This window comes from Pseudomonas sp. CFBP13528 (genome assembly GCF_005233615.1).
GTDB lineage: Bacteria > Pseudomonadota > Gammaproteobacteria > Pseudomonadales > Pseudomonadaceae > Aquipseudomonas > Aquipseudomonas fluorescens_AM.
The window spans coordinates 405,539-427,931 of record NZ_QGAJ01000002.1 but is presented as its reverse complement, the minus strand read 5'-3'; the positions used below and the strand labels follow the sequence as shown (position 1 = coordinate 427,931).

The following is a 22,393-nucleotide window of genomic DNA, read 5'->3' as shown; positions in this document are numbered from 1 at the left end:
AATAAGGCATGGCCTTATTTAAACCGAGTGATCAAAACGTGGTGCGCGGTACATCATCAAAGATCACGGTGTAGCTGGCATCGAACCGGCCATTATCGGTGTCCTTCGGCTTGGCCGGGGTAATCACTAGATCGGCCTGGGTACCTGGAGTGGAGGTAGGGTCATCGACCACTTCCTGAGGAGTGTCGGTCAGCACGACACCGTTGAAGGTATTGGTGACTGCGATGCTGCTGGTACCGTTGTACAGCGCTGCAGCACTTGGGCCGCCTTGGATAAAGGCGTGAACCGAGCCAGCCGTGTTCTTCACGTCGAACGTTGCTCGCAGCGGGCTCAATTCACCGCTCACCGGGTTAAAGCCCATGACCTCGGCCTTACCGAAGTTCGGGTCCCGAGGCTGGGCATGGAATTGCTTGGTCGGAATGGTGGCACTGATGTTGATAACGGTGCTGGCATCGTTGGCAGCCATAACAGCCGAAGAACCCAAAACCGCAACTGCCAGAGGGAGTGAAACGGCGAACTTCTTGAACATGATCATTACCTGTTTTTTAGCATGGGTTGAATCACTGTACGTTTGCGTCAAGGGCAAACGCGCAGAGCTAAGCGTCGACTTCCAGTTAACTACTGCAACGCCCCACTATGATCGAGCAATTAAAAAAACCGGTATGCAGGCTACGTCCTTATACAACGTAGCTTATGGAAGAGACACTCGAGTGAAAAAGATGGCTTTTTGCCAAAACTTTAAAAACAGCTGTAAGATCAGTCTTACAAATAGAAACGTGCGAATAATTTCAATCGTAATACTATGATAATGCGCTCTACATTCACACAGACAAACTTAAATACCTGCACGTGTATTGAGCAATCACTCTAACTGAATAACTACTCTAATAACAGGCCAGTTGATCCCTATACGAACGTGCTCCGTCAGGTCGAAAGCCTGTTCGTCGAGGAGGGTCCAGCCTGCTCCGGGTGAATGGGTCATGACGCCGGGCGTGAAAAAAATCTACACATTCGCCCCCACCGTTCGTATCTTCTTAAGTCGAACAGACGGTTACGCCTGAATGGGCAGGGAAGTGAGCGAGCGTTCGCCAACATTCATCAGACGTTGCCCAGCCATTGCCGACGGGAAATTCCAATGAACACTCAAGCCATCCATCGCGTTACCCATGAAATCAAACGTCGCCGCCTGCAAGTCCTACGGGTGGTCGACCTCACGCCGCGCATGCGTCGCATCACCCTGAGCGGGCCGGAGCTGGCAGGCTTTATCAGCCTGGGCAGTGACGATCACATCAAGCTGCTGTTCCCGCAGAACGCCGCCGAGCAGGCGGCGCTGGACAGCCCGACGTTCACCCTCAAGGCCGACGGCCCACAACCTGCAATGCGCGATTACACGCCACGGCGTTTCGACCTGAGCACCGGCGAACTGGACATCGACTTCGTGCTGCACGGCGATGGCCCCGCTTCGACCTGGGCCGAACAGGTGCAGGTCGGCCAGCCCCTGTATGTCGCTGGGCCACGGGGCTCGATGATCGTGCCGGACATCTTCGACAGTTACCTGCTGATTGGCGATGAAACCGCCCTGCCCGCCATTGGGCGACGCCTGGAAGAATTACCCGCCGGGCGCAAGGCGCTGGCGGTGGTTGAAATTGCCGATGCTGCCGAACAACAGTCACTGCAAAGTGCGGCGGATGTTGAAATCATCTGGGTACTGCGCGGCCAGGATGATCTGCTTGAGGTGGTGCGCAACCTGACGCTGCCCGGCGGCACGCTGTACAGCTTTGTCGCCACCGAAACCAAGCTGTCGCGTCAGGTGCGGCGGGTGTTGCTGGATACGCACAAGGTCAATGAGGAGTACCTCAAGGCCGTGGGTTACTGGCGCGCTGAAGGCAGCGACGAAGACTGACCTGGACGCGATCACACTGTGGGAGGGTTCAAGCCCCTCCCACAATGGCTGTGCCCGCCTTAAACCGAGGCAGGTTTGACAAGCCTGTCCAACCCAATCACGGCCAGCGCAATCATCAGGAAACCCAACAGAATCCCCCCGGCATTCACGAGCACCTGTGGGTAACCCAGGCTGCCCACATCCAAAAACGGATATTGATACTGCCCAAGCAAATGCCCGCGCAGCAGCACATAAGCGAAGTACACCAAGGGGTAAATCACCCACCCGGCAATGTGCTTGAACCGCAGGGTGCCCTTGGGCACGCACCGCCACCAATAGATCAGAAACAGCAACGGCATCACGTCATGCAGCAATTCATCGGCGATGAACTGAAAGCCCTCCGGGCTCCATAAGTGCCGCAGCAGCAGGTTGTAGGCCAGGCTCACCAGTACGATGCTGGCGGCAATCGCGCTGCTGATAACCGGCGCGAGGAAAAACCGCTTGCCGGCGGAGTCGCGCTTGACCAGCCAATAGCTCAGCACCACGACGACCAGGGTATTGGTCAACACCGTGAAGAAACTGAAGAAGCTGATCAACCCGCCCAGCAGGCTCGCGCCGCTGGACCAGCGCGAATACAGAATCAGGTATTGCTGGATCGCCAGCCCCACCCAACCGGCGAGTGCGGCCGTCGCGACATAACGCTTCATGGGCTCAGTCCAGCGGGCGTTTGGTGCGCATCAGCTTGACGTACAAGCCTTCGACTTTTTCACGGGCCCACGGGGTCTTGCGCAGGAAGGTCAGGCTTGACTTGATGCTGGGGTCGCTTTTGAAGCAGCGGATATCAATGCGTTCGGCCAGGCCGGCCCATTCGTAGTGTTCCACCAGGGTGGTAAGGACGTGTTGCAAAGTCACGCCATGAAGTGGGTCGTTGCTTGTCGCGGTCATGCCAGGCCTTTTGCGAGAGAGGAAACACAGCCGCGCACCTTAGCCGACGGGGCGTAACGGTGGAAGCACTGCATTGAATATAGCCGTCCGGCAAAAGTTCCTCTTTTCAGTGAAAAAAGAGATGTTATATTGTAACAACTCTTATTGAAGTTCTGCCAAGGAATGTCCGATGTCCCGCTCTTCTCTCTGGCGCTTGTCCCCCCTCGCCGCCGCCCTGTTGATCGGCTCCCAGGCCCACGCCCTGGAACTGCCTCCCCAAGTCGTCACCGGCAACCCGCTGGGCAGCGAACAGCTCGCCTCGCCTACCACCGTGCTGGAAGGTGACGACCTGACCCTGCAACAAAAAGGCAGCCTTGGCGAAACCCTGAACAAGCAGCCGGGGCTGTCGTCGTCGTACTTTGGCCCCGGTGCCAGTCGGCCGATCATTCGTGGCCAGGACGGCGACCGTATTCGCCTCCTGCGTAACGGGGTGGGCGCGCTGGATGCGTCGTCGCTGTCCTACGACCATGCCGTGCCGCTGGACCCGATCAATGTCGAGCGCATTGAAATCGTACGCGGCCCAGCCGCGCTCCTGTACGGCGGCAGCGCCATCGGCGGCGTGGTCAATACCTTCGACAACCGCATCCCCACCGAGGCCATCGAAGGCATCCACGGTGCCGGTGAGTTGCGCTACGGCGGCGCTGACACCACCCGCAGCAGCGCGGGCAAACTGGAGGCCGGCAACGGCACCTTCGCCTTGCACCTGGACGCCAACGCGCGGGAATTCAACGACTTGAAAATCCCGGGCTACGCGCGTAGCCGTCATGCCCCTGCAACCGAGGATGGCCCCGGCAAAAATGGCCGCCTGGGCAACAGCGACGGGCGCCAGGATGGCGGCGCGGTGGGTGGGTCCTACACCTGGGATGATGGCTACGCGGGGCTGTCCTACAGCAACTACGACAGCAACTACGGCTCCCCCGCCGAGCAGGACGTGCGCATCCGCATGCAACAGGAGCACTACGCGTTCGCCTCCGAGATCCGCAACCTGCAAGGCCCGTTTACCTCGGTCAAGCTCGACGCGGGCTACACCGACTACCAGCACCGCGAGATCGAAGGCGGCGAAACCGGCACCACCTTCAAGAACAAGGGCTATGAAGCGCGGGTGGAGGCCCGTCACCAGCCTATGGGCCCGTTCGAGGGTGTGGTCGGCGCACAAGTGACCCGCAACCAATTCTCGGCCCTGGGTGAAGAAGCCTTCGTCCCCCAGACCGATACCAATGCCGGCGCGCTGTTCATTCTTGAGCAAATGCAAGCCACCGAGCGCCTCAAGCTCAGCCTTGGCGGGCGCCTGGAACACACCAACGTCGATCCGGACGCCAAGGGCAACGCGCGCTTTGCCAATGCCGACAAGGCCAGTGACTTCACCGCAGGCAGCCTGTCCTCCGGCGCGGTCTACAGACTGACGCCGATCTGGTCCCTGGCCGCCACGTTGGGCTACACCGAGCGTGCCCCCACGTTCTACGAGCTGTACGCCAATGGTGCCCACGTCGCCACCGGCACCTACGAGCTGGGCGATGCCAACCTGTCCAAGGAAAAAGCCGTGTCCAGCGACCTGGCCCTGCGCTTCGACAACGGCACCCATAAAGGCAGCTTCGGCGTGTTCTACAGCCGCTTCTCCAACTACATCGGCTTGCTCGGCACTGGCCGTACGCTGAACGACGAAGGTGAAGAGGACGCCAGCGGTATTCCCGAGTACACCTATTCCGGCGTACGCGCGCGTTTCGCCGGCTTCGAAGCCCAGGATCACTGGAAACTCGGCGAAGGCGCCTACGGCAAGTTCGCCCTGGAGCTGTCGGGCGACTACACCCGCGCGACCAACCTGGACACGGGCGAAGCCCTGCCGCGCATTGCGCCGCTGCGCTTGAACAGCGGTTTGCTCTGGGAACTGGACCGCTGGCAGGCGCGTATCGACGTGGAACATGCCGCCGGCCAGGGGCGCGTGCCGAGCAATGAAAGCGGCACCGATGGCTACACCACCCTGGGTGCGAGCGCGGGTTACCACTTCAATGTGGGTGGCAGCCAGTGGCTGGCATTCGTCAACGGCGAAAACCTGACCAACCAGACGGTGCGCTACGCCAGCTCGATCCTGCGCGACATCGCGCCGGCGCCGGGGCGCAGTGTGCAGTTCGGCATCCGCACTACCTTCTAACCGCCCCCTCACCCCCCTGTAGGAGCGAGCTCGCTCGCGAAAAACGGCAACGATAACGCGTGCTTCCTGAACACACGCGGCGCCAGTGGTTTTTTCGCGAGCAAGCTCGCTCCTACAGAGACAGAGCCTCCCATCAGGCTATTCAGGCAGCGACTATCTGTCACTGTTACCAAATCTGAAATGATGCATCTTGCGATTCACCCTTCCTCAAACAGCCCCGCCGCATTATCCTTCGCAACAATCTGAAACGCTTCACCTGCCGGCCGCCCCATTTTGCCGAATTTCCCTGTACGAAAAGACAGCGCTGTCTGAAATAGACCTGCGCCTGGGTGGTTATTGCTCGCCTGTGGGTAACCCGGTTATCCACGGAAAAATCCAAAAAAAACGATGAACCAAGCCCGCGCCGAATCGTCATCTACAGTGAGTGAAGCACGGGGTTACATAATTCCAACGTAACGGAGAAACACACTATGAGCACTGATGGTGCCTCAAGCCCAAGCCGCCTGCTGCCCAGGTTGCTAGGCGTCTTGCTGCTGATCATGGGGCTGGCCTTGCTGGCCGGTGGTGTCAAGCTGAGCATGCTCGGCGGGTCGTGGTACTACCTGCTGGCCGGTATCGGCATCGCCCTGACCGGCGTGTTGCTGCTGGCCACCCGCCGCGCCGCGCTGGGCCTGTACGCATTGGTGCTGTTCGCCAGCACCGTGTGGGCACTGTGGGAAGTCGGCCTTGACTGGTGGCAGCTGGTGCCGCGCCTGGCCCTGCTGTTCGCCCTGGGCATCGTCATGTTGCTGCCGTGGTTTCGCCGTCCGTTGCTGCATGGCCAGGCCGCGCCGCTGGGCACCGGCGCGCTGAGCGCCGCCGTGGTGCTGGCGGGCGCTACCGCCCTGGCCAGCCAATTCACCAACCCCGGTGAAATGGTCAAGACCGGCCAACTGAACCGCGACACGGTGGCCGGCATGACCAACACTGCGCCGAGCCAGGCTGACGGTGACTGGAATTCCTATGGCCGCTCGGCCTTCGGTGACCGTTACTCGCCACTGGCCCAGATCACCCCGGCAAACGCGCACAAGCTGGTGCCGGCCTGGACCTTCCGTACCGGTGACATTCCCGGCGCGGGCGATCCCGGTGAAACCACTGCGGAAAACACCCCGCTGAAAGTCAACGGCATGCTTTACGTGTGTACCCCGCACAGCCAGGTGATTGCCCTGGACCCGGACACCGGCAAGGAAATCTGGCGTTTCGACCCGAAGATCAGCACCCAGGGTGCCGAGAACTTCAAGGGTTGGGCGCACATGACCTGCCGTGGCGTGTCGTATCACGATGACGCCGCCTACGCTTCCGAGCAGAAGCCAACCGGCAAGGCCAGCCCGGCCGCCGTACCGAACGCCTGCCCGAAACGCATCTTCGTGCCGACCGCCGACACCCGTCTGATCGCCCTGAACGCCGACACCGGCAAGATGTGCGAAGACTTCGGTGACAAAGGCCAGGTCGACCTGCGCGCCAATATCGGCAGCTTCGCCCCAGGGGGTTACTACTCCACCTCGCCACCGGCCGTGACCAAAAACCTGGTGGTCATCGGCGGTCACGTGACCGACAACGTTTCCGTCGACGAGCCAAGCGGCGTGATCCGTGCGTTCGACGTGCACACCGGCAAGCTGGTGTGGAACTGGGACAGCGGCAACCCGCACGACACCACCCCGTTGGCCGAAGGCAAGACCTACACCCGCAACTCGCCGAACATGTGGTCCATGTTTGCCGTGGATGAAAAACTCGGCATGCTCTACCTGCCGATGGGCAACCAGATGCCCGACCAGTACGGCGGCGACCGTACCGAAGACTCCGAGAAGTACGCGGCCGGCCTGACCGCCCTGGACATCGCGACCGGCCATGTGAAGTGGACCGTCCAGTTCACCCACCACGACCTGTGGGACATGGACGTAGGCGGCCAGCCGTCGCTGATCGACATCAAGACCGCTGCCGGCGTCAGGCACGCGGTGATGGCATCGACCAAGCAAGGCAGCATCTACGTGCTGGACCGCGCCACCGGCTGGCCGATTGTGCCTTTCAATGAAATCCCGGTACCACAGGGCGCCGTCGCGGGCGATCGCACCGCGGCTACCCAGCCCAAGTCCGAGCTGAACTTCATGCCACCGCCCCTCAAAGAGCGTGACATGTGGGGCGTGACGCCGTTCGACCAACTGATCTGCCGGATCGACTTCAAGTCGCTGCGCTACGACGGCCCGTTCACCCCGCCGTCGCTGCAAGGCTCGATCGTGTACCCAGGCAACTTCGGCGTGTTCGACTGGGGCGGCATTTCGGTTGACCCGGTGCGCCAGATCGCCTTCGTGAACCCGAGCTACATGGCGTTCAAATCGAAACTGATCCCGGCGGCCGACATTGCCAAGCAAGGCCCACGCGTCAGCGAAACCGAAGGCGTACAGCCAAACAAAGGCGCGCCGTACGGTGTGATCCTCGAAGCGCTGCTGTCGCCAATGGGCCTGCCGTGCCAGGCGCCGGCATGGGGTTATGTGGCAGCGGTCGACCTGACCACCAACCAGACCATCTGGATGCACAAGAACGGCACCGTGCGTGACAGCTCGCCGATCCCGATCCCGCTGACCATGGGTGTGCCGAGCCTGGGCGGTACGTTCACCACCGCCGGTGGCGTCGCGTTCCTCAGCGGCACCCTCGACCAGTACCTGCGTGCCTATGACGTGAAAAACGGCAAGCAACTGTGGGAAGGCCGCCTGCCTGCAGGCGCGCAAACCACCCCGATGACCTACACCGGCAAGGACGGCAAGCAATACGTGCTGGTCGTGGCCGGCGGTCATGGCTCCCTGGGCACCAAGCAGGGTGACTACGTGATGGCGTTCAAACTGCCGGAATAAGCAAGACTGGCGGTATTAAAAAGGCGGTTACCTTCAACAGGTAACCGCCTTTTCTTTGCGCCACTGAATGCTCGTTCCCTTGCTCCGCGTGGGAATGCATCCCGTGACGCTGCGCGTCAGCCTCGCCGGGCCCGCATGAAATCCCCCCAGCGCCGCACCAGGTAGTTGTGCTCATCCATGACCGAATTCCATACCGCAATATGCCCCATGCGCTGTTCATAGGAGCCGCCGTCGCGCACTTCGCCAATATCGATCAGCGGCAGGCCATCGCTGCCCGGCAGTTGCTCTCGCGCAGGCTTGCCCGCGTACCAGTAATCCCACTCCGCACGGCTCAAGTGATCGCGACTGCGCGCCGGATTACCAATGTAATAGCCCTGCCGAGCCATCACCGCCCCGGGCCAGCCCGACAGCCACCAATTCAAGTAAGCATAGGCCGCATCCAGCACCGCGCCCTGGGCATGGCGCGATAACGACAAGCCACCAAACCAGGCCCGATAGCCTTCACGTGGCACCGCCAGGCGGTATTTCACCCCGGCGCGGTGCAGGCGCATCAAGGTCGGCGACCACAGGCTCTGGATATCGATGCTGGGGCTGAGCATCAATTGCGCGGCTTCTTCGTCATCGGACCAGAACGCCGCAAAGTGCCCTTCCTTCTGCTTGCGCACCAGGATGTCGGCCAGCAAATCGATCTCTTCGATGCTCATGTTGCCAATGTCCTTGAAGCTGGCCAGCCCTGCCCCCTGCACCGCCAGCGCGGCGTCCAGGGCGCCGATGGCGGCGTCGCTTTGCAAGGCCGTGCGCGCACGCCACGCGGGGTCCAACAGCCAGCCCCAGCTTTCATTGCCGTGGCAAAACCCGTCGGGCATACGCTCGGGACGGTAGGCAAAGCTGTCGGCGTTGTGGGTCAGGGGCAGCATGCTGATGCGCTCGGTAACCGTGCTGCCCAGGCTGCCATCGTGCTGCACGAACAACCGCTCGCTGGGCACGCTGCCGCTGCCCAGGCGGTCATCGGGCGACAGACGTCCGCGCTTGGGCAGGTCATTGATCTCGTGCCACAACGCGACGCGCCGGGTGTCGATGGGTTGGATCGCCCGGGCCGGCCACACGAAATCGACATTGTGAAACCACTGGTCGTACAGGTCGTAGCTTTCGGGCTGCATCACCGCGATGCGCTGGGCTTGTTCGACGTCGTGTACCTGATACACCAGGCGGATACCCAGTTCCTGCTCGGCCCGCACGCGCAGGCATTCGAGCAAGGTGACCGACGTGCCGAGGACCCTCAACGTGATCATGCTGCGAACCGCCGCGAGAACACATCAAAGGAGCGGCGCAACAGCGCAGGGTCGAGGCCGCGCAGGATAAACACCAGGCGCGATTGCCGGTCGCTGCCCGGCCACGCAGGCAGATGCACCGGCGCATGCAGGCAGTGCTGCACGCCATGAATGACGATGGGGGTGTGACTGGCGTTCACGTTGAGCAGCCCTTTGACACGAAGGATTCGTTCGCCGTGGCATCTTAACAGCATCGACAACCACACCCCGAAACCGACCCAATCCAAAGGCTGGTCGAAGGTCAGGCTGCACACTTGCGCGGTGCCGTGGCTGGCCGTGGTGGTCTGATGCAACTGCCAGCGGCTGACTTCAATGGCGGGTTCGGCGCTGCGCAGGCCTTCGCCAAGCAGCAGTTGGTCGCCGCTGTGAATGGCATGGGTATCGAGGATCGGCGTGCCGGCATTGAGTGCCCGCAAATGCGCGCGCAGTGCCGTGCAGTCGCCCGCCAGGTCGGTCTTGCTCAACAGCAAGCGATCCGCCGCCGCCACCTGGGCCAGCCATTCCGGGTGCAGGCGTTCCTGCAGCACGGCGTGGCTGGCGTCCACCAGGGTAATCACCAGGCCGATGTGAAAGCGCCCGCGCAGTTGCACGTCGTTGTTCAAGGTGGCGAGGATGGGCGCCGGGTCGGCAAGGCCAGTGGTTTCCAGGATCACCCGCTTGAATGCCGGGATTTCACCGCGCTCGCGACGTTGCAGCAAGGTCAGCAGCGCCTCCTTCAGCTCGCCACGGATCGAGCAGCACACGCAACCGCTGGGCAGCAGCACCGTGTCCGGCGCGATGTCTTCCACCAGCAGATGGTCGATGCCGACGTCGCCGAATTCGTTGATCAGCAACGCGGTGTCGCCCAGGCTTTCACCCTGCAACAGGCGCTTGAGCAAGGTGGTCTTGCCGCTGCCGAGGAAGCCGGTGATGACGTTGAGAGCGATGCTCATTTTTATACCTCCGCCCCTTGCAGGAGCGAGCTTGCTCGCGAAGCACTCAGGGACACCGCGTTTATCCAGGATGCACGCGTTATCGTTGAGGTTTTCGCGGCCAAGCCCGCGCCTACAGTGGGTTGCATTCCAAATGGTCGAGCAGTTTGGGGTCGAGGGGATCCAACGGACGACCGAGCATGTTCTGCGCCGCCTGCCACAGCTGATCCAGGCCGCTGGCCAGTTCCTGTTTGCCAGTGGCGCCCAGCAACAGATACGACGCGCCCTGGAAGTCTTCGACTTTGAGCCGAAACACCGCCAGCACCTGGTTGATCGCCGCGATCCGGCGCAGGCGTTCACGACGCCTGGGCAGCTCGTCGCCCAGGGGGTCGCTCCAATGCAGGTCTTCGCCGAGCAATCCGCAGAGTCCGCACATGATTACACCCCGCTCATGGCATGACATCGCCGGCGTTCGGGCCCAGGGTCTGGCCGACGAACAGATTGCCGCCGGGCTCGCTGGCCAGCAGCACCGCCGTCGGCGCCACTTCGTCGGCCAGCCCGAAGCGGCCCAGGGGCAGCTCCCTGGCCTTGGCCCGCTTCCAGTCAGCGCTGATGCCGCTGACCAATGGCGTCTCGATGGGGCCGGGGGCGATGGCGTTGACCAGCACATTGTCCTTGGCCACTTCCAGCGCCAGGGACTTGGTAAAGCCAATCACGCCGGCCTTGGCGGCGGCGTAATGCGTCAGTTCGGCGCCGCCCTTGATGCCCAGTTGCGAGGCGACATTGATGATCCGCCCCCAACGCTGCGCAACCATGTGCGGCAAGGCGCGCTGGCTGGCGACGAAGACGCTGGTGAGGTCGACGCGCAGCATGTCGTTCCACATCGCGATGGACAGGTCGACGCAGCGCGCCTGGGTGAGCATGCCTGCGTTGTTGACCAGGATATCGATACCGCCCAAGTGCTCGACGCAACAGTCGACACTGGCCTGGGCGCCTTCGACGGTGCCGACGTCAGCCAGGCATTCGAACACCTCGGCACCGAGGTTGCGGCAGGTGATCGCGGTTTCGGCGAGGCTGGCGGCGTTGCGGTCGGCCAGCACCAGGCGTGCGCCTTCAGCGGCGTACGCACGGGCGATAGCGGCACCGATGCCGCTGCCGGCGCCGGTGATGACGGCGCGGCGGTGGGTGAGTTGAGGCATGTAAATAATCTCCCGAATAAACACAGTTGCGATGTGGGAGGGGGCTTGCCCCCGATAGCGGTGGGTCAGTCACAGCTGTTTTTCTGAGCCACAGCCATCGGGGGCAAGCCCCCTCCCACATTTTTGATCCAGTACAGTCAGTCGGGCCAGCGTACGGTCAGGCCACCGTCGATGACGATGCTCTGCCCGGTCAGGTAACTCGATGCATCACTGGTTAAAAACTGCACCAATGAAGCCACCTCATCCGCACGCCCTACCCGTCCCAGCGGGATCGCTTTCGCCGCTTTCGCCAACCCTTCCGGCCCCAGCGAGTTCTTCGCATCCAATGACTGCGGCGTCTCGATCAACCCTGGAATCACCGCATTACAGCGTATGCCCTTTGCCGCCAACTCCACCGCCAGCGAGCGGCACAACCCCGGCACGCCGGCCTTGGCGGCCGCGTAATGCGAATGCTCTTGCCAGCCATACACGCCTCCGGCAATCGACGAAATCGCCACCAACGCGCCGCCTTCGTGCATATGCCGGGTCGCCGCGCGAAAGGTGCGCATGACCCCCGTCAGGTCGACATTGAGCATCTCGTCCCACAGCGCATCGGTCATCTCCAGCAACGGCGCGCGACGCAGCAACCCGGCGTTGGCCACGGCGTAATCCAGCCGACCAAAACGCTGCACGCCCTGCGCGGCCAGTGCATCCACCGAGGCGGTATCGCCCACGTCCAACGGCAACATCAGGCATTCGCCGCCGGCGGCCTGCACCAGGCTGACGGTGGCCTGCGGGTCATGGGGGTCCGCCGGGTAATACCCGCCGACCACCGCCACACCGTGGCGCGCATAGGCCACGGCGAGGGCTTGGCCGATGCCGCTGGCGGCACCGGTAATCAAGGCAACGTTACGGTTCATCATTGACTCCTTACTGAACGGTTTCCGGACGCACATGGCGCGCGGCAAACATCAACAGGCCGGACAAGAAGCACGGCACGGCGCCAAACCACAGCGCGGCGGTCTGCCAGTCACTGCCGGCGGACAGCACCTGGGTTGCACCAAAGCCTGCGACCACCGCACCAATCGGGCCCATGGCATGGATGATCGCGCCGCCAGTGGCGCGGATGCTGGTAGGGAAACTCTCGCTGATAAAGAACAGCGCCGCCGAATATGGCCCGATCAGGAAGAACAGGCCCAGGCTGTACAGCCCGACCACCATCGCCATATTGCTCGGGCCGAACAGCATCCCGGCGAACGCCAGACCACCGAGCATCCAACCCAGGCCGATCACGTTGCGACGGCCGATCTTGTCGCCCATCCAGCCGTGGCTCAAGTAGCCGCAATAACCCACCAGGTTCGACAGCACGAGGATGATCAGCGAGTTCTCGAACGAGATATGGTGCACGCTGACGATCACCGAAGTCCCCAGCACGCTGAACACCTGAATCGCCGCCCAGTTGAGCAACAACGCGGCGCCGATCACCAACGTGGCACGGCGAGCCGGCCCACGGAACGCGGCCTTGAGACCGGCCTTGCTGTGCTCGTCATAGTCCACGCCATAGGTCTGCGCGACGTTCTGCGCGTCGCTCACCGCGCCGCTTTTACGCAGCCGGCTGATGCGTTCGTGGACCTGGAACTGCGGGCTCTCCTTGAGCTTGCGCGCCATGATCGCGATCACCACAGCCGGGATCGCCGCAAAAATGAAGCAGCCCTGCCAGCCGATGATCGGCAGCAACAGCGCGGTCAACCCGGCGGCGATCAACGCGCCGACCGGCCAGCCGCCCTGCACCAGGCTGTAGATGAAGCCGCGACGCTTGGTCAGCCGCGGGTCTTCGGAGGCGCCGTACAGCTCGGTCAGGTAGGTGGCGTTGACGGTTTCCTCGGCATAGCCCAGGCCGCCCAGCGAACGGATCAGGATCAGCGGCGACTTGCCCCACGCCCCGCCTATCGCAGTCAGCGCCGAGCACAACGCGGAACCGGCCACGGTGAAGATAATCCCTTTGCGTCGCCCCAGCTTGTCCACGATCGGTCCGATGGCCAGGGCGACCACGGCGGTGCCCACCGCCACCCAGGTCGCAATCTCGGCCTGCTCCACTTCACCCCATCCAAAGTGCCGGCCAATCTCCGGCAGCAGGGTGCCGAACAGGATGAAGTCGTACACCGCAAACACCCAGGCGAAAAACGCGATCCAGGTGGCGAAGCGCACCTCCCGGGAAGTCAGCTGCCGGGGTTTCCAGCCAGTCAGGTCAAGCTTGTTGTAGATGGACATAGATCGCGCCTCAGGGGGATTGATGGGCCCTGTAGGAGCGAGCTTGCTCGCGAAAAACCGGAGAGCGCCGCGTGCATTCAGGATGCCCGCGTCATCGTTGACGATTTTCGCGAGCAAGCTCGCTCCTACAGGGTGACGCAGGTTCAGGTACGCGGCTGGCGGCGGATGAAGTCATCGGCAATTTCGTCAAAGGTGACGAAGCGCACGCCGGCATGGCTCTGGATGTGTTCGATCAGACGCTCGAGCATCAGCAGCACTTGCGGGCGGCCGGACACGTCGGGGTGGATGGTCATGGTGAACACGGCGTGTTCGTGTTCGCGGTAGACCCAGTCGAACTGGTCGCGCCACATTTCTTCCAGGTGACGCGGGTTGACGAAGCCGTGGCTGTTGGGGGCTTTCTTGATGAACATCATCGGCGGCAGGTCGTCGAGGTACCAGTTGGCCGGGATCTCCACCAGGTCGGTTTCTTCGCCGCGCACCAGGGGTTTCATCCAGGTATCGGGGTGCTGGCTGTAGTCGATCCTGGTCCAGGTATCGCCCTTGCGCACGTAGTAAGGGTGGAAGTCGTTGTGCATCAGGCTGTGGTCGTACTTGATGCCTTTTTTCAGCAGCAGTTCGTTGGTGACCTTGCTGAACTCCCACCACGGCGCCACGTAGCCGGTGGGGCGCTTGCCGGTGACCCGGGTGATCAGTTCGATGGACTTGTCGAGAACGATTTCTTCCTGCTCGGCGGTCATCGCGATCGGGTTTTCGTGGCTGTAGCCGTGCACGCCGATCTCGTGGCCGGCGTCGGCCACGGCCTTCATCTGCTCGGGGAAGGTTTCCATCGAGTGACCGGGGATAAACCAGGTGGTGCGCAGGCCGTAGCGTTCGAACAGTTTGAGCAGGCGTGGCGCGCCGATTTCACCGGCGAACAGGCCGCGAGAGATGTCGTCCGGCGAGTCTTCACCGCCGTAGGAACCGAGCCAGCCGGCGACGGCGTCAACGTCGACGCCAAATGCACAGAGGATGTCTTTAGCCATGGAGTGTCTCCTTAAATTGTCATTACGGATTCAACGCACAACGCTGCGCGCAGCAGGCGTGCGTCTTCTCCCGTCGGGACGCTGAGCAGCAACCCGGTGGGCAGCCCCTGGGCATCGCAGCCGCTGGGCAGGGTGACGCCTGGCATGTCGAGCAAACTGCCGGGCATGGTCAGGCGCAGGGTGGCGAGGTTGGTTTGAACGAACAGGTCATCGTCAGCTTCAAGCGCGGCTAACGGCGGGGCCACGTGGGCAACGGTCGGCGTAATCAGGACGGCGCCGTCGAGATCTTCGATCAGTTGCTGTTGCAGGCGGCGGCGGGAGTCGGTCAGGTGGATCAGTTGGCTGGCCGGCAGTGAACGCGCGGCTTCCAGGCGGCGGCGCACGCGGGGGTCGAGTTGATCGGCGTCGCGGCTGTCGAGCAACGCCTGGTGCAGGGCGAAGGCTTCGAAGGCGCCGAGCCAGCCATGGTGCTTGATCAGTTCCAGTGTCGCCTGGAAGGCCGGGCATTCGCGCGCTTCGACCAGCGCGCCGTGGGCCTTGAGTTGCGCGACCGCGCGCAACAGGTTGTTGCCCACGGCGGGTTCGACGTCCTGCTGCGCCAGCACGAAGCGCTGGCCCTTGAGGCTGCGGGCGATGGAGGTCTGGCTCTGGGTGTGGCTGCGGCCATGCAGCAAGTCGTCGACGGCCAGGGCGTCACGCACGCTGCGGCTTATCGGGCCGAGGCTGTCGAGGCTGTGCGCCAGTGGGAACACGCCATCGCGGCTGTAGCGCCGACTGCTGCTGCGGTAACCCACCAGGCCGTTGAACGCCGAGGGAATGCGGATGGACCCGGCAGTGTCGGTGCCCATGGCGATGGGCACGATGCCGGCGGCAACGGCCACGGCCGACCCCGAGGAAGATCCGCCGGGGATGCGCGGTTGATCATTGCCATGGGGATTGTGCGGGGTGCCGAAATGGGGGTTCAGGCCCAGGCCGGAATAGGCCAGTTCGCTGAGGTTGGTCTTGCCGACGCTGACCATTCCGACACGACACAGCCGGCCGACGGTGGGTGCATCGAGCAACGCGACGGGCGCATGGCGGCGATAGGCGGCGCCCGCCGTGGTGATGCTGCCAGCCACGTCGAACAGGTCCTTCCAGGCCAGCGGCACGCCATCGAACCTGCTCAACGGCTGGCCGGCGCGCCAACGTGCGGCAGAGGCTTGCGCTTCACGACGGGCGCGCTCGGGCGTCAGGCTGATAAATACCGACGGGACCTGGCTGGCTTTGTCCAGTGCCTGTTCGAGGGCTTGCACAGGGTCGCTGCGACCACTGGCGAAGTCCTCGGCCATTGAAGTGGCGTCTGACATCGGGATGACCCTCAAAACGTACATATTAATAAAATGTACATTTTGTAAAGGCAGCTTTCGTGCCAGTCTGTGCTCAACCAATTTTGCGCAGACAGCGGTTTGCGGCCAGAGCCGCGAGGTAGAGGGTGTTTGACCAGGTAAAAAATCTGCGCAGGCGCTTGCTCAGGCGCCTCAACGAAATAATGTACTTTTTAGTAATAAGTACATTTTGGTGCAAAAAGTAACAGGTCGACTTTCCAAGCCCCAAAAACGTGCCGCCGACGTGGCGCAGAGTGACAGGCGCATCTATGAGAGAATCCCCGGTCAACGGTCCCTCCACCTCTGAGAACGCAATGAAAGCAGTGTCCGCCTCGGCCTCCCGTTACGCGATGATTCACAAAGTGATGCGCGACGCGATCGTCAACGGCACCGCCCGCCATGGGCTGGTGTTGCTCGAAGCGCCGCTGGCCGAGTTGTTCGGCACCAGCCGCGTGCCGGTGCGCAAGGCCCTCGACCTGCTGCATGACGAAGGCTTGATCTGCCGCTTCAACGGCCGGGGCTACCTGATCAATCCGCAAGGCCTGGCCATGGAGCCGTTGCGCCTGCCCCTGAGCCATGCGCACCTGGGTCTTAACGGCGAGGACGAGCTAGTGGACACGCGGCCGCTGGGCGAACGCATCGTCGAGGAAATCGGCGCAGCGTTGTCCACCTGCATTGCCTTCGGCCACTACCGCCTGGACGAGCAAGCCGCCGCCGACCACTACGGCGTCAGCCGCGCGGTAGTACGTGAAGCGCTGATGCGCCTGCGCGACCGTGGCCTGGTGGAAAAAGAGCCCTACTCCCAATGGCTGGCCGGGCCTTTGACCGCGCGGGAAGTCACCGAAGACTACGAACTGCGCGCCTGCCTTGAGCCCGAAGCCCTGCGCCAGAGCGCGCCCAACCTCGATCGCGAGCTGCTTGAAGCCATGCTGCAACGCGTGCTGGACGCCCAGGACAGTGCGCAGTGCAGCCTGGAGGCCATCGAGCAGATCGAGGAAGACTTGCACCAACGCTGCCTGGCCGGCCTGCAGAATCGCAAGATCGCGGCGCTGATTCGACAGGGGCAGAGCCCGATGATCATCAGTCGGATTTTTTATCGGTTGCTGGGGATTGGCGCCGATCCGGCGATGTTGGCCGAACATCGACTGATTCTGGAGTTGTTGCTGCACGGCGCGTTTGATGCGGCGGCGCTGAATCTGCGTGAGCATTTGCAAAGGGCCAGTCAAAGGATGTTGCAGCGGTTGAAAGTGTTGTCGGTACTGCCCGAACAACCGCTACCCGCCTACCTGCACAAAATCAGCTGACCCAACACAGACCCAATGGGGCGGGGGGCTTTCCTCCTCCCACACTAGTCCAGCGTCGTTCTGATAATTTCATGCAATATGTTGCTATCTCACCCCCACCATTGAAACCACCACAGCCCTGCCCCATCTAAGCACCATACTTCCTGATGCAGGTGCCCCATGAGCGACCAGCAAGACATCCCTGATTACGACTTGAACGACTACGCCGACCCCGAAAACGCTGAATCCTCGTCCAACACCGGCCTGGCCCTGCCTGGGCAGAACCTGCCGGACAAGGTTTACATCATCCCGATCCACAACCGGCCGTTTTTCCCGGCGCAAGTGTTGCCGGTGATCGTCAACGAAGAGCCCTGGGCCGAGACCCTGGAACTGGTGAGCAAATCCGACCACCACTCCCTCGCCCTGTTTTTCATGGACACACCGCCCGAAGACCCACGCCATTTCGACACCTCGGCCCTGCCGCTGTACGGCACGCTGGTCAAGGTGCACCACGCCAGCCGCGAGAACGGCAAGCTGCAATTCGTGGCCCAGGGCCTGACCCGCGTGCGTATCAAGACCTGGCTCAAGCATCACCGCCCGCCGTACCTGGTGGAGGTGGAATACCCGCACCAGCCGAGCGAGCCGACCGACGAGGTCAAGGCCTACGGCATGGCGCTGATCAATGCGATCAAGGAACTGCTGCCGCTCAACCCGCTGTACAGCGAAGAGCTGAAGAACTACCTCAACCGTTTCAGCCCCAACGACCCGTCGCCGCTCACCGACTTCGCCGCCGCGCTGACCTCAGCCACCGGTAACGAGTTGCAGGAAGTGCTCGATTGCGTGCCCATGCTCAAGCGCATGGAGAAAGTGCTGCCGATGCTGCGCAAAGAGGTCGAAGTCGCGCGTCTGCAGAAAGAGCTGTCCGCCGAAGTGAACCGCAAGATCGGCGAGCACCAGCGCGAGTTCTTCCTCAAGGAACAGCTCAAGGTCATCCAGCAGGAGCTGGGCCTGACCAAGGACGACCGCAGCGCCGACGTCGAGCAATTCGAGCAGCGGCTGGAAGGCAAAGTACTGCCGGCCCAGGCGAAAAAACGCATCGATGAAGAACTCAACAAACTCTCCATCCTCGAAACCGGCTCGCCGGAATACGCAGTGACGCGCAATTACCTGGACTGGGCCACCTCGGTGCCGTGGGGCGTGTATGGCGAAGACAAACTCGACCTGAAACACGCGCGCAAGGTGCTGGACAAGCACCACGCGGGCCTGGATGACATCAAGAGCCGTATCCTCGAATTTCTTGCGGTGGGTGCCTATAAAGGCGAAGTCGCCGGTTCCATCGTGCTGCTGGTGGGCCCGCCGGGCGTGGGCAAGACCAGCGTGGGTAAATCCATCGCCGAATCCCTGGGCCGGCCGTTCTACCGGTTCAGTGTCGGCGGCATGCGTGATGAGGCCGAGATCAAGGGCCATCGCCGCACCTACATCGGCGCCCTGCCCGGCAAGCTGGTGCAGGCGCTCAAAGATGTGGAGGTGATGAACCCGGTGATCATGCTCGACGAGATCGACAAGATGGGCCAGAGCTTCCAGGGCGACCCGGCGTCGGCGTTGCTCGAAACCCTCGACCCGGAACAGAACGTCGAATTCCTCGACCACTACCTGGACCTGCGCCTGGACCTGTCCAAAGTGCTGTTCGTGTGCACCGCCAACACCCTGGACTCGATTCCCGGCCCGCTGCTCGACCGTATGGAAGTGATTCGCCTGTCGGGCTATATCACCGAGGAAAAAGTCGCCATCGCCAAGCGTCACCTGTGGCCCAAGCAACTGGAAAAAGCCGGCGTCTCGAAAAACAGTCTGAGCATCAGCGACGGCGCCTTGCGTGCGCTGATTGATGGCTATGCGCGGGAAGCCGGTGTGCGTCAGTTGGAGAAACAACTGGGCAAATTGGTGCGCAAGGCCGTGGTCAAGCTGCTGGATGAGCCGGATTCGGTGATCAAGATCGGCAGCAAGGACCTGGAAAGCTCCCTGGGCATGCCCGTGTTCCGCAATGAACAGGTACTGTCCGGCACCGGCGTGATTACCGGCCTGGCCTGGACCAGCATGGGCGGCGCCACCCTGCCGATCGAAGCGACGCGCATCCACACGCTCAATCGCGGCTTCAAGCTCACCGGCCAGTTGGGTGAAGTGATGAAGGAGTCCGCAGAAATCGCCTACAGCTTCATCAGCTCGAACCTGAAGTCGTTTGGCGGTGATCCGAAGTTCTTCGATGAAGCCTTCGTCCACCTGCACGTGCCGGAAGGTGCCACGCCCAAAGACGGCCCGAGCGCGGGTGTGACCATGGCCAGCGCGTTGCTGTCACTGGCACGCAACCAGCCGCCAAAGAAAGGCGTGGCGATGACCGGCGAACTGACCCTGACCGGGCATGTGCTGCCGATTGGCGGAGTGCGCGAAAAAGTGATCGCGGCGCGGCGCCAGAAGATTCACGAGCTGATCCTGCCGGAGCCCAACCGTGGCAGCTTCGAAGAGCTGCCGGAGTACCTGAAGGAAGGCATGACCGTGCACTTTGCCAAGCGCTTTGCGGATGTGGCGAAGGTGCTTTTCTGACAGTTATGTAGTGCCTGAGCTGGCCTCATCGGGGGCAAGCCCCCTCCCACACTTGAATGTATTCACAAATCAACATGTGAGAGGGGGCTTGCCCCCGATGCGGCCAGACCTGCCAACACACCCCCTCCTGTCACACCCTGTCTCATCTTCGGTTATGCTCGCCCTTCGTCGTGTATAAACGGAGCCCCCATGACCGCAGCCCGCCTGCTTCTCCCCCTGAGCCTTGCCCTGCTCGCCGCGTGCGCCAGTGCGCCGAAGCAAAACGTCACCGTGGACAACCAGAGCGCCTGCCCGCTCCCGCTTAAAGCCGGACAAAATCTGATCCTCACCCTGCCCAGCAATCCCACCACCGGCTATCGCTGGGCTATCCAGGATTCCGCCGGCGGCGTGTTGCGCGCGCTGAGCCCAGAGGTGTACAGCAGCAGCGAATCCGGCGTGATCGGGGGTGGTGGCCAGTCGACCTGGCGCTTCCAGGCATTCGCCGCCGGCCAGGGCCGTTTGCGCCTGACCTCGCAGCAACCGTGGGAACCGGAAGCCGAACCCGTCGAGATCTTTGAATGCGCGATTACGGTGAACTGATGGGTCAAGGCTGTGGTGACGTGCTGATTCCGGCACCGCGTTCATCCAGAATGTCTGCGTAATCGTTGACGACCATCGCAGGCAAGCCAGCTCCTACGCTAAAATGCCGGCCTTTCCCCTTCGTCGCCGGAACAACCGTGAGCAAAGAACCCGATCGCCTATTCGCCCAGCCCCTGCCCCAGGTGCCGGACTTCGCCTTTAACGAGGACGTGGTGCGGGTGTTCCCGGACATGATCAAGCGCTCGGTGCCCGGTTACCCGACCATCGTTGAAAACCTCGGCGTGCTCGCCGCCCGGTTCGCCCAGCCCAACAGCGTGCTGTATGACCTGGGCTCATCCCTGGGCGCGGTCACCCAGGCCCTGCGCCGCCATGTGCGCACCGAGGGTTGCCGGGTGATCGCGGTGGATAACTCGACGGCGATGGTCGAACGCTGCCGCCAATACCTCAATGGCCAGGACTCGATGTTCGAGGAATTGCTGCCGGTGGAGGTGATCGAAAGCGATATCCTCGCCCTGCACTTCCAACCGGCCTCAGTGGTGGCGCTGAACTTCACCCTGCAATTTATCGCACCCGATGAGCGCCTGGCGCTGCTCGGGCGCATCCGTCAGTCGCTGCTGCCGGGCGGCGCACTGATCCTCTCGGAAAAGCTGCGTTTCAACGATGGCGAAGAACACGCGTTGCTGACCGACCTGCATATCGCGTTCAAACGCGCCAACGGCTACAGCGAACTGGAAATCGCCCAGAAGCGCAGCGCCATCGAAAATGTCATGAAGCCCGACAGCCTCGAAGAACACCGCGAACGCCTGCTGGCGGCCGGGTTCTCGAAAGTCGTGCCGTGGTTCCAGTGTCTTAACTTTGCCTCGTTGATTGCCTTGCCATGATTGATTTGTCTCCCCTCGCCCGCCACCTGGTCGGTACTCCCCTGGCCGTGTGGGCCCAGGGCCTGCAAGCGCAGCTCGATAGCAAGATGGAAAAAGGCCACGGCGACCTCGAGCGCTGGCAGAGTGCCTTGGACGCACTGCCGAAGATCCAGCCCAGTGAAGTGGACCTGTTGAACGGCCTGGTGCTGGACACTGATTGCGACGACGAGACTCGCGCACAGATGCACACCGCGCTCATGGGGCTGAGCCCTTGGCGCAAAGGCCCGTTCCACCTGTTCGGCGTGCATGTTGACACCGAATGGCGCTCGGACTGGAAATGGTCCCGCGTGGCGCCGCACCTGGACTTGAAGGGCAAGCGCATCCTCGATGTGGGTTGCGGCAACGGCTATTACATGTGGCGCATGCTCGGCGCCGGCGCCGACAGCGTGATTGGCGTAGACCCCAACTGGCTGTTCTTCTGCCAGTTCCAGGCGGTGCAGCGCTACCTGTCCGAACCCAGGGCCTGGCACCTGCCGTTCCCGTTCGAAGACTTGCCGGCAAACCTTGAGGGCTTCGACACGGTGTTTTCCATGGGCGTGTTCTATCACCGACGTTCGCCGATCGAACACTTGCTGGCGCTGAAAGACACGCTGGTCAAAGGCGGTGAGCTGGTGCTGGAAACCCTGGTGGTGGAAGGCGATCAGCAGCAAGTGCTGGTGCCGGAAGACCGCTATGCGCAGATGCGTAACGTGTGGTTCCTGCCCTCGGTGCCGGCGCTGATGCTGTGGCTGCGCCGCGCGGGATTCAGCGATGTGCGCTGCGTGGATGTGAGCGTGACCACGGTCGAGGAACAACGCGGGACAGCGTGGATGAAGTACCAGTCGCTCAGTGATTTCCTCGATCCCGAAGATCACAGCAAGACCATTGAAGGGCTGCCGGCGCCGATGCGGGCGGTGATCATCGCCAGGAAATAACGGTGAGTTATCACTGAATATATGGAGATCCAAATGTGGGAGGGGGCTTGCCCCCGATAGCGGTGTATCAGCCATGGATGTGGTGACTGACACTCTGCTATCGGGGGCAAGCCCCCTCC

19 protein-coding genes are annotated in these 22,393 nt (G+C 62.3%); 8 read left to right on the top strand and 11 right to left on the bottom strand.

The features are described 5' to 3' along the window. Positions 1-31: 31 nt before the first annotated feature. Positions 32-529, bottom strand: a complete 498-nt coding sequence (locus PspCFBP13528_RS05485) for an adhesin (RefSeq protein WP_137199769.1) — start codon at positions 527-529, stop codon at positions 32-34. Positions 530-1,135: 606 nt separating this feature from the next. Between PspCFBP13528_RS05485 and PspCFBP13528_RS05480 the strand changes: the two genes are divergently transcribed. Continuing rightward, on the top strand, positions 1,136-1,903 hold the full coding sequence (locus tag PspCFBP13528_RS05480; RefSeq protein WP_137199768.1) for a siderophore-interacting protein: 768 nt from the start codon (positions 1,136-1,138) through the stop codon (positions 1,901-1,903). A 59-nt stretch (positions 1,904-1,962) separates the two neighbouring features. Here the strand turns inward: PspCFBP13528_RS05480 and PspCFBP13528_RS05475 are convergent, their stop codons facing one another. Together PspCFBP13528_RS05475 and PspCFBP13528_RS05470 are read right to left on the bottom strand one after the other, a co-directional pair. Beyond that, on the bottom strand, positions 1,963-2,589 hold the full coding sequence (locus tag PspCFBP13528_RS05475; RefSeq protein ID WP_137199767.1) for a Pr6Pr family membrane protein: 627 nt from the start codon (positions 2,587-2,589) through the stop codon (positions 1,963-1,965). 4 nt (positions 2,590-2,593) lie between these two features. Then, entirely contained in the window at positions 2,594-2,827 is a 234-nt protein-coding gene (locus tag PspCFBP13528_RS05470; RefSeq protein ID WP_024073644.1) for a VF530 family protein, read from the bottom strand. A 169-nt stretch (positions 2,828-2,996) separates the two neighbouring features. On the opposite strand from PspCFBP13528_RS05470, the gene PspCFBP13528_RS05465 reads away from it, so the two are divergent. Beyond that, positions 2,997-5,015, top strand: coding sequence for a TonB-dependent receptor (locus PspCFBP13528_RS05465; protein WP_137199766.1), 2,019 nt, complete (start codon positions 2,997-2,999; stop codon positions 5,013-5,015). 470 nt (positions 5,016-5,485) lie between these two features. Further along, positions 5,486-7,903 (top strand): glucose/quinate/shikimate family membrane-bound PQQ-dependent dehydrogenase, encoded by a 2,418-nt coding sequence (locus PspCFBP13528_RS05460; protein ID WP_101218369.1) that lies wholly within the window; start codon positions 5,486-5,488, stop codon positions 7,901-7,903. Positions 7,904-8,019: 116 nt separating this feature from the next. Here the strand turns inward: PspCFBP13528_RS05460 and PspCFBP13528_RS05455 are convergent, their stop codons facing one another. From PspCFBP13528_RS05455 to PspCFBP13528_RS05420, 8 genes are all read right to left on the bottom strand, one after another. Then, entirely contained in the window at positions 8,020-9,195 is a 1,176-nt protein-coding gene (locus PspCFBP13528_RS05455) for a PotD/PotF family extracellular solute-binding protein (RefSeq protein WP_137199765.1), read from the bottom strand. Continuing rightward, on the bottom strand, positions 9,192-10,166 hold the full coding sequence (locus PspCFBP13528_RS05450; RefSeq protein ID WP_101218367.1) for a GTP-binding protein: 975 nt from the start codon (positions 10,164-10,166) through the stop codon (positions 9,192-9,194). Before PspCFBP13528_RS05450 ends, PspCFBP13528_RS05455 begins: the two co-directional genes overlap by 4 nt. A 112-nt stretch (positions 10,167-10,278) precedes the next feature. Beyond that, positions 10,279-10,581: a hypothetical protein gene (locus tag PspCFBP13528_RS05445; RefSeq protein ID WP_065951759.1), complete on the bottom strand. Its 303-nt coding sequence runs from the start codon at positions 10,579-10,581 to the stop codon at positions 10,279-10,281. A 13-nt stretch (positions 10,582-10,594) separates the two neighbouring features. Continuing rightward, positions 10,595-11,344, bottom strand: a complete 750-nt coding sequence (locus tag PspCFBP13528_RS05440) for an SDR family NAD(P)-dependent oxidoreductase (protein WP_101218365.1) — start codon at positions 11,342-11,344, stop codon at positions 10,595-10,597. A gap of 137 nt (positions 11,345-11,481) precedes the next feature. Further along, complete coding sequence (locus PspCFBP13528_RS05435; RefSeq protein WP_065951757.1) at positions 11,482-12,243, bottom strand: SDR family NAD(P)-dependent oxidoreductase; 762 nt, start codon at positions 12,241-12,243, stop codon at positions 11,482-11,484. A 10-nt stretch (positions 12,244-12,253) separates the two neighbouring features. Beyond that, the gene (locus tag PspCFBP13528_RS05430; RefSeq protein WP_065951756.1) at positions 12,254-13,594 is read right to left on the bottom strand and encodes an MFS transporter; all 1,341 of its coding nucleotides are present in this window, start codon (positions 13,592-13,594) and stop codon (positions 12,254-12,256) included. Positions 13,595-13,737: 143 nt separating this feature from the next. Then, the gene (locus PspCFBP13528_RS05425; RefSeq protein WP_065951755.1) at positions 13,738-14,616 is read right to left on the bottom strand and encodes a polysaccharide deacetylase; all 879 of its coding nucleotides are present in this window, start codon (positions 14,614-14,616) and stop codon (positions 13,738-13,740) included. 11 nt (positions 14,617-14,627) lie between these two features. Next, positions 14,628-15,962: an amidase gene (locus PspCFBP13528_RS05420; RefSeq protein ID WP_137199764.1), complete on the bottom strand. Its 1,335-nt coding sequence runs from the start codon at positions 15,960-15,962 to the stop codon at positions 14,628-14,630. 332 nt (positions 15,963-16,294) lie between these two features. On the opposite strand from PspCFBP13528_RS05420, the gene PspCFBP13528_RS05415 reads away from it, so the two are divergent. From PspCFBP13528_RS05415 to cmoB, 5 genes are all read left to right on the top strand, one after another. Beyond that, a complete protein-coding gene (locus PspCFBP13528_RS05415; RefSeq protein ID WP_065937203.1) occupies positions 16,295-17,284 on the top strand; it encodes a GntR family transcriptional regulator in 990 nt (329 codons plus the stop codon). 159 nt (positions 17,285-17,443) lie between these two features. Beyond that, the gene (gene lon / locus PspCFBP13528_RS05410) at positions 17,444-19,861 is read left to right on the top strand and encodes an endopeptidase La (protein WP_065951753.1); all 2,418 of its coding nucleotides are present in this window, start codon (positions 17,444-17,446) and stop codon (positions 19,859-19,861) included. 189 nt (positions 19,862-20,050) lie between these two features. Beyond that, a complete protein-coding gene (locus tag PspCFBP13528_RS05405; protein WP_137199763.1) occupies positions 20,051-20,440 on the top strand; it encodes a protease inhibitor I42 family protein in 390 nt (129 codons plus the stop codon). Between the two features lie 137 nt (positions 20,441-20,577). Next, a complete protein-coding gene (cmoA, locus tag PspCFBP13528_RS05400) occupies positions 20,578-21,321 on the top strand; it encodes a carboxy-S-adenosyl-L-methionine synthase CmoA (RefSeq protein ID WP_137199762.1) in 744 nt (247 codons plus the stop codon). Further along, positions 21,318-22,274, top strand: a complete 957-nt coding sequence (gene cmoB / locus PspCFBP13528_RS05395) for a tRNA 5-methoxyuridine(34)/uridine 5-oxyacetic acid(34) synthase CmoB (RefSeq protein WP_065951750.1) — start codon at positions 21,318-21,320, stop codon at positions 22,272-22,274. Before cmoA ends, cmoB begins: the two co-directional genes overlap by 4 nt. Positions 22,275-22,393 lie beyond the last annotated feature (119 nt).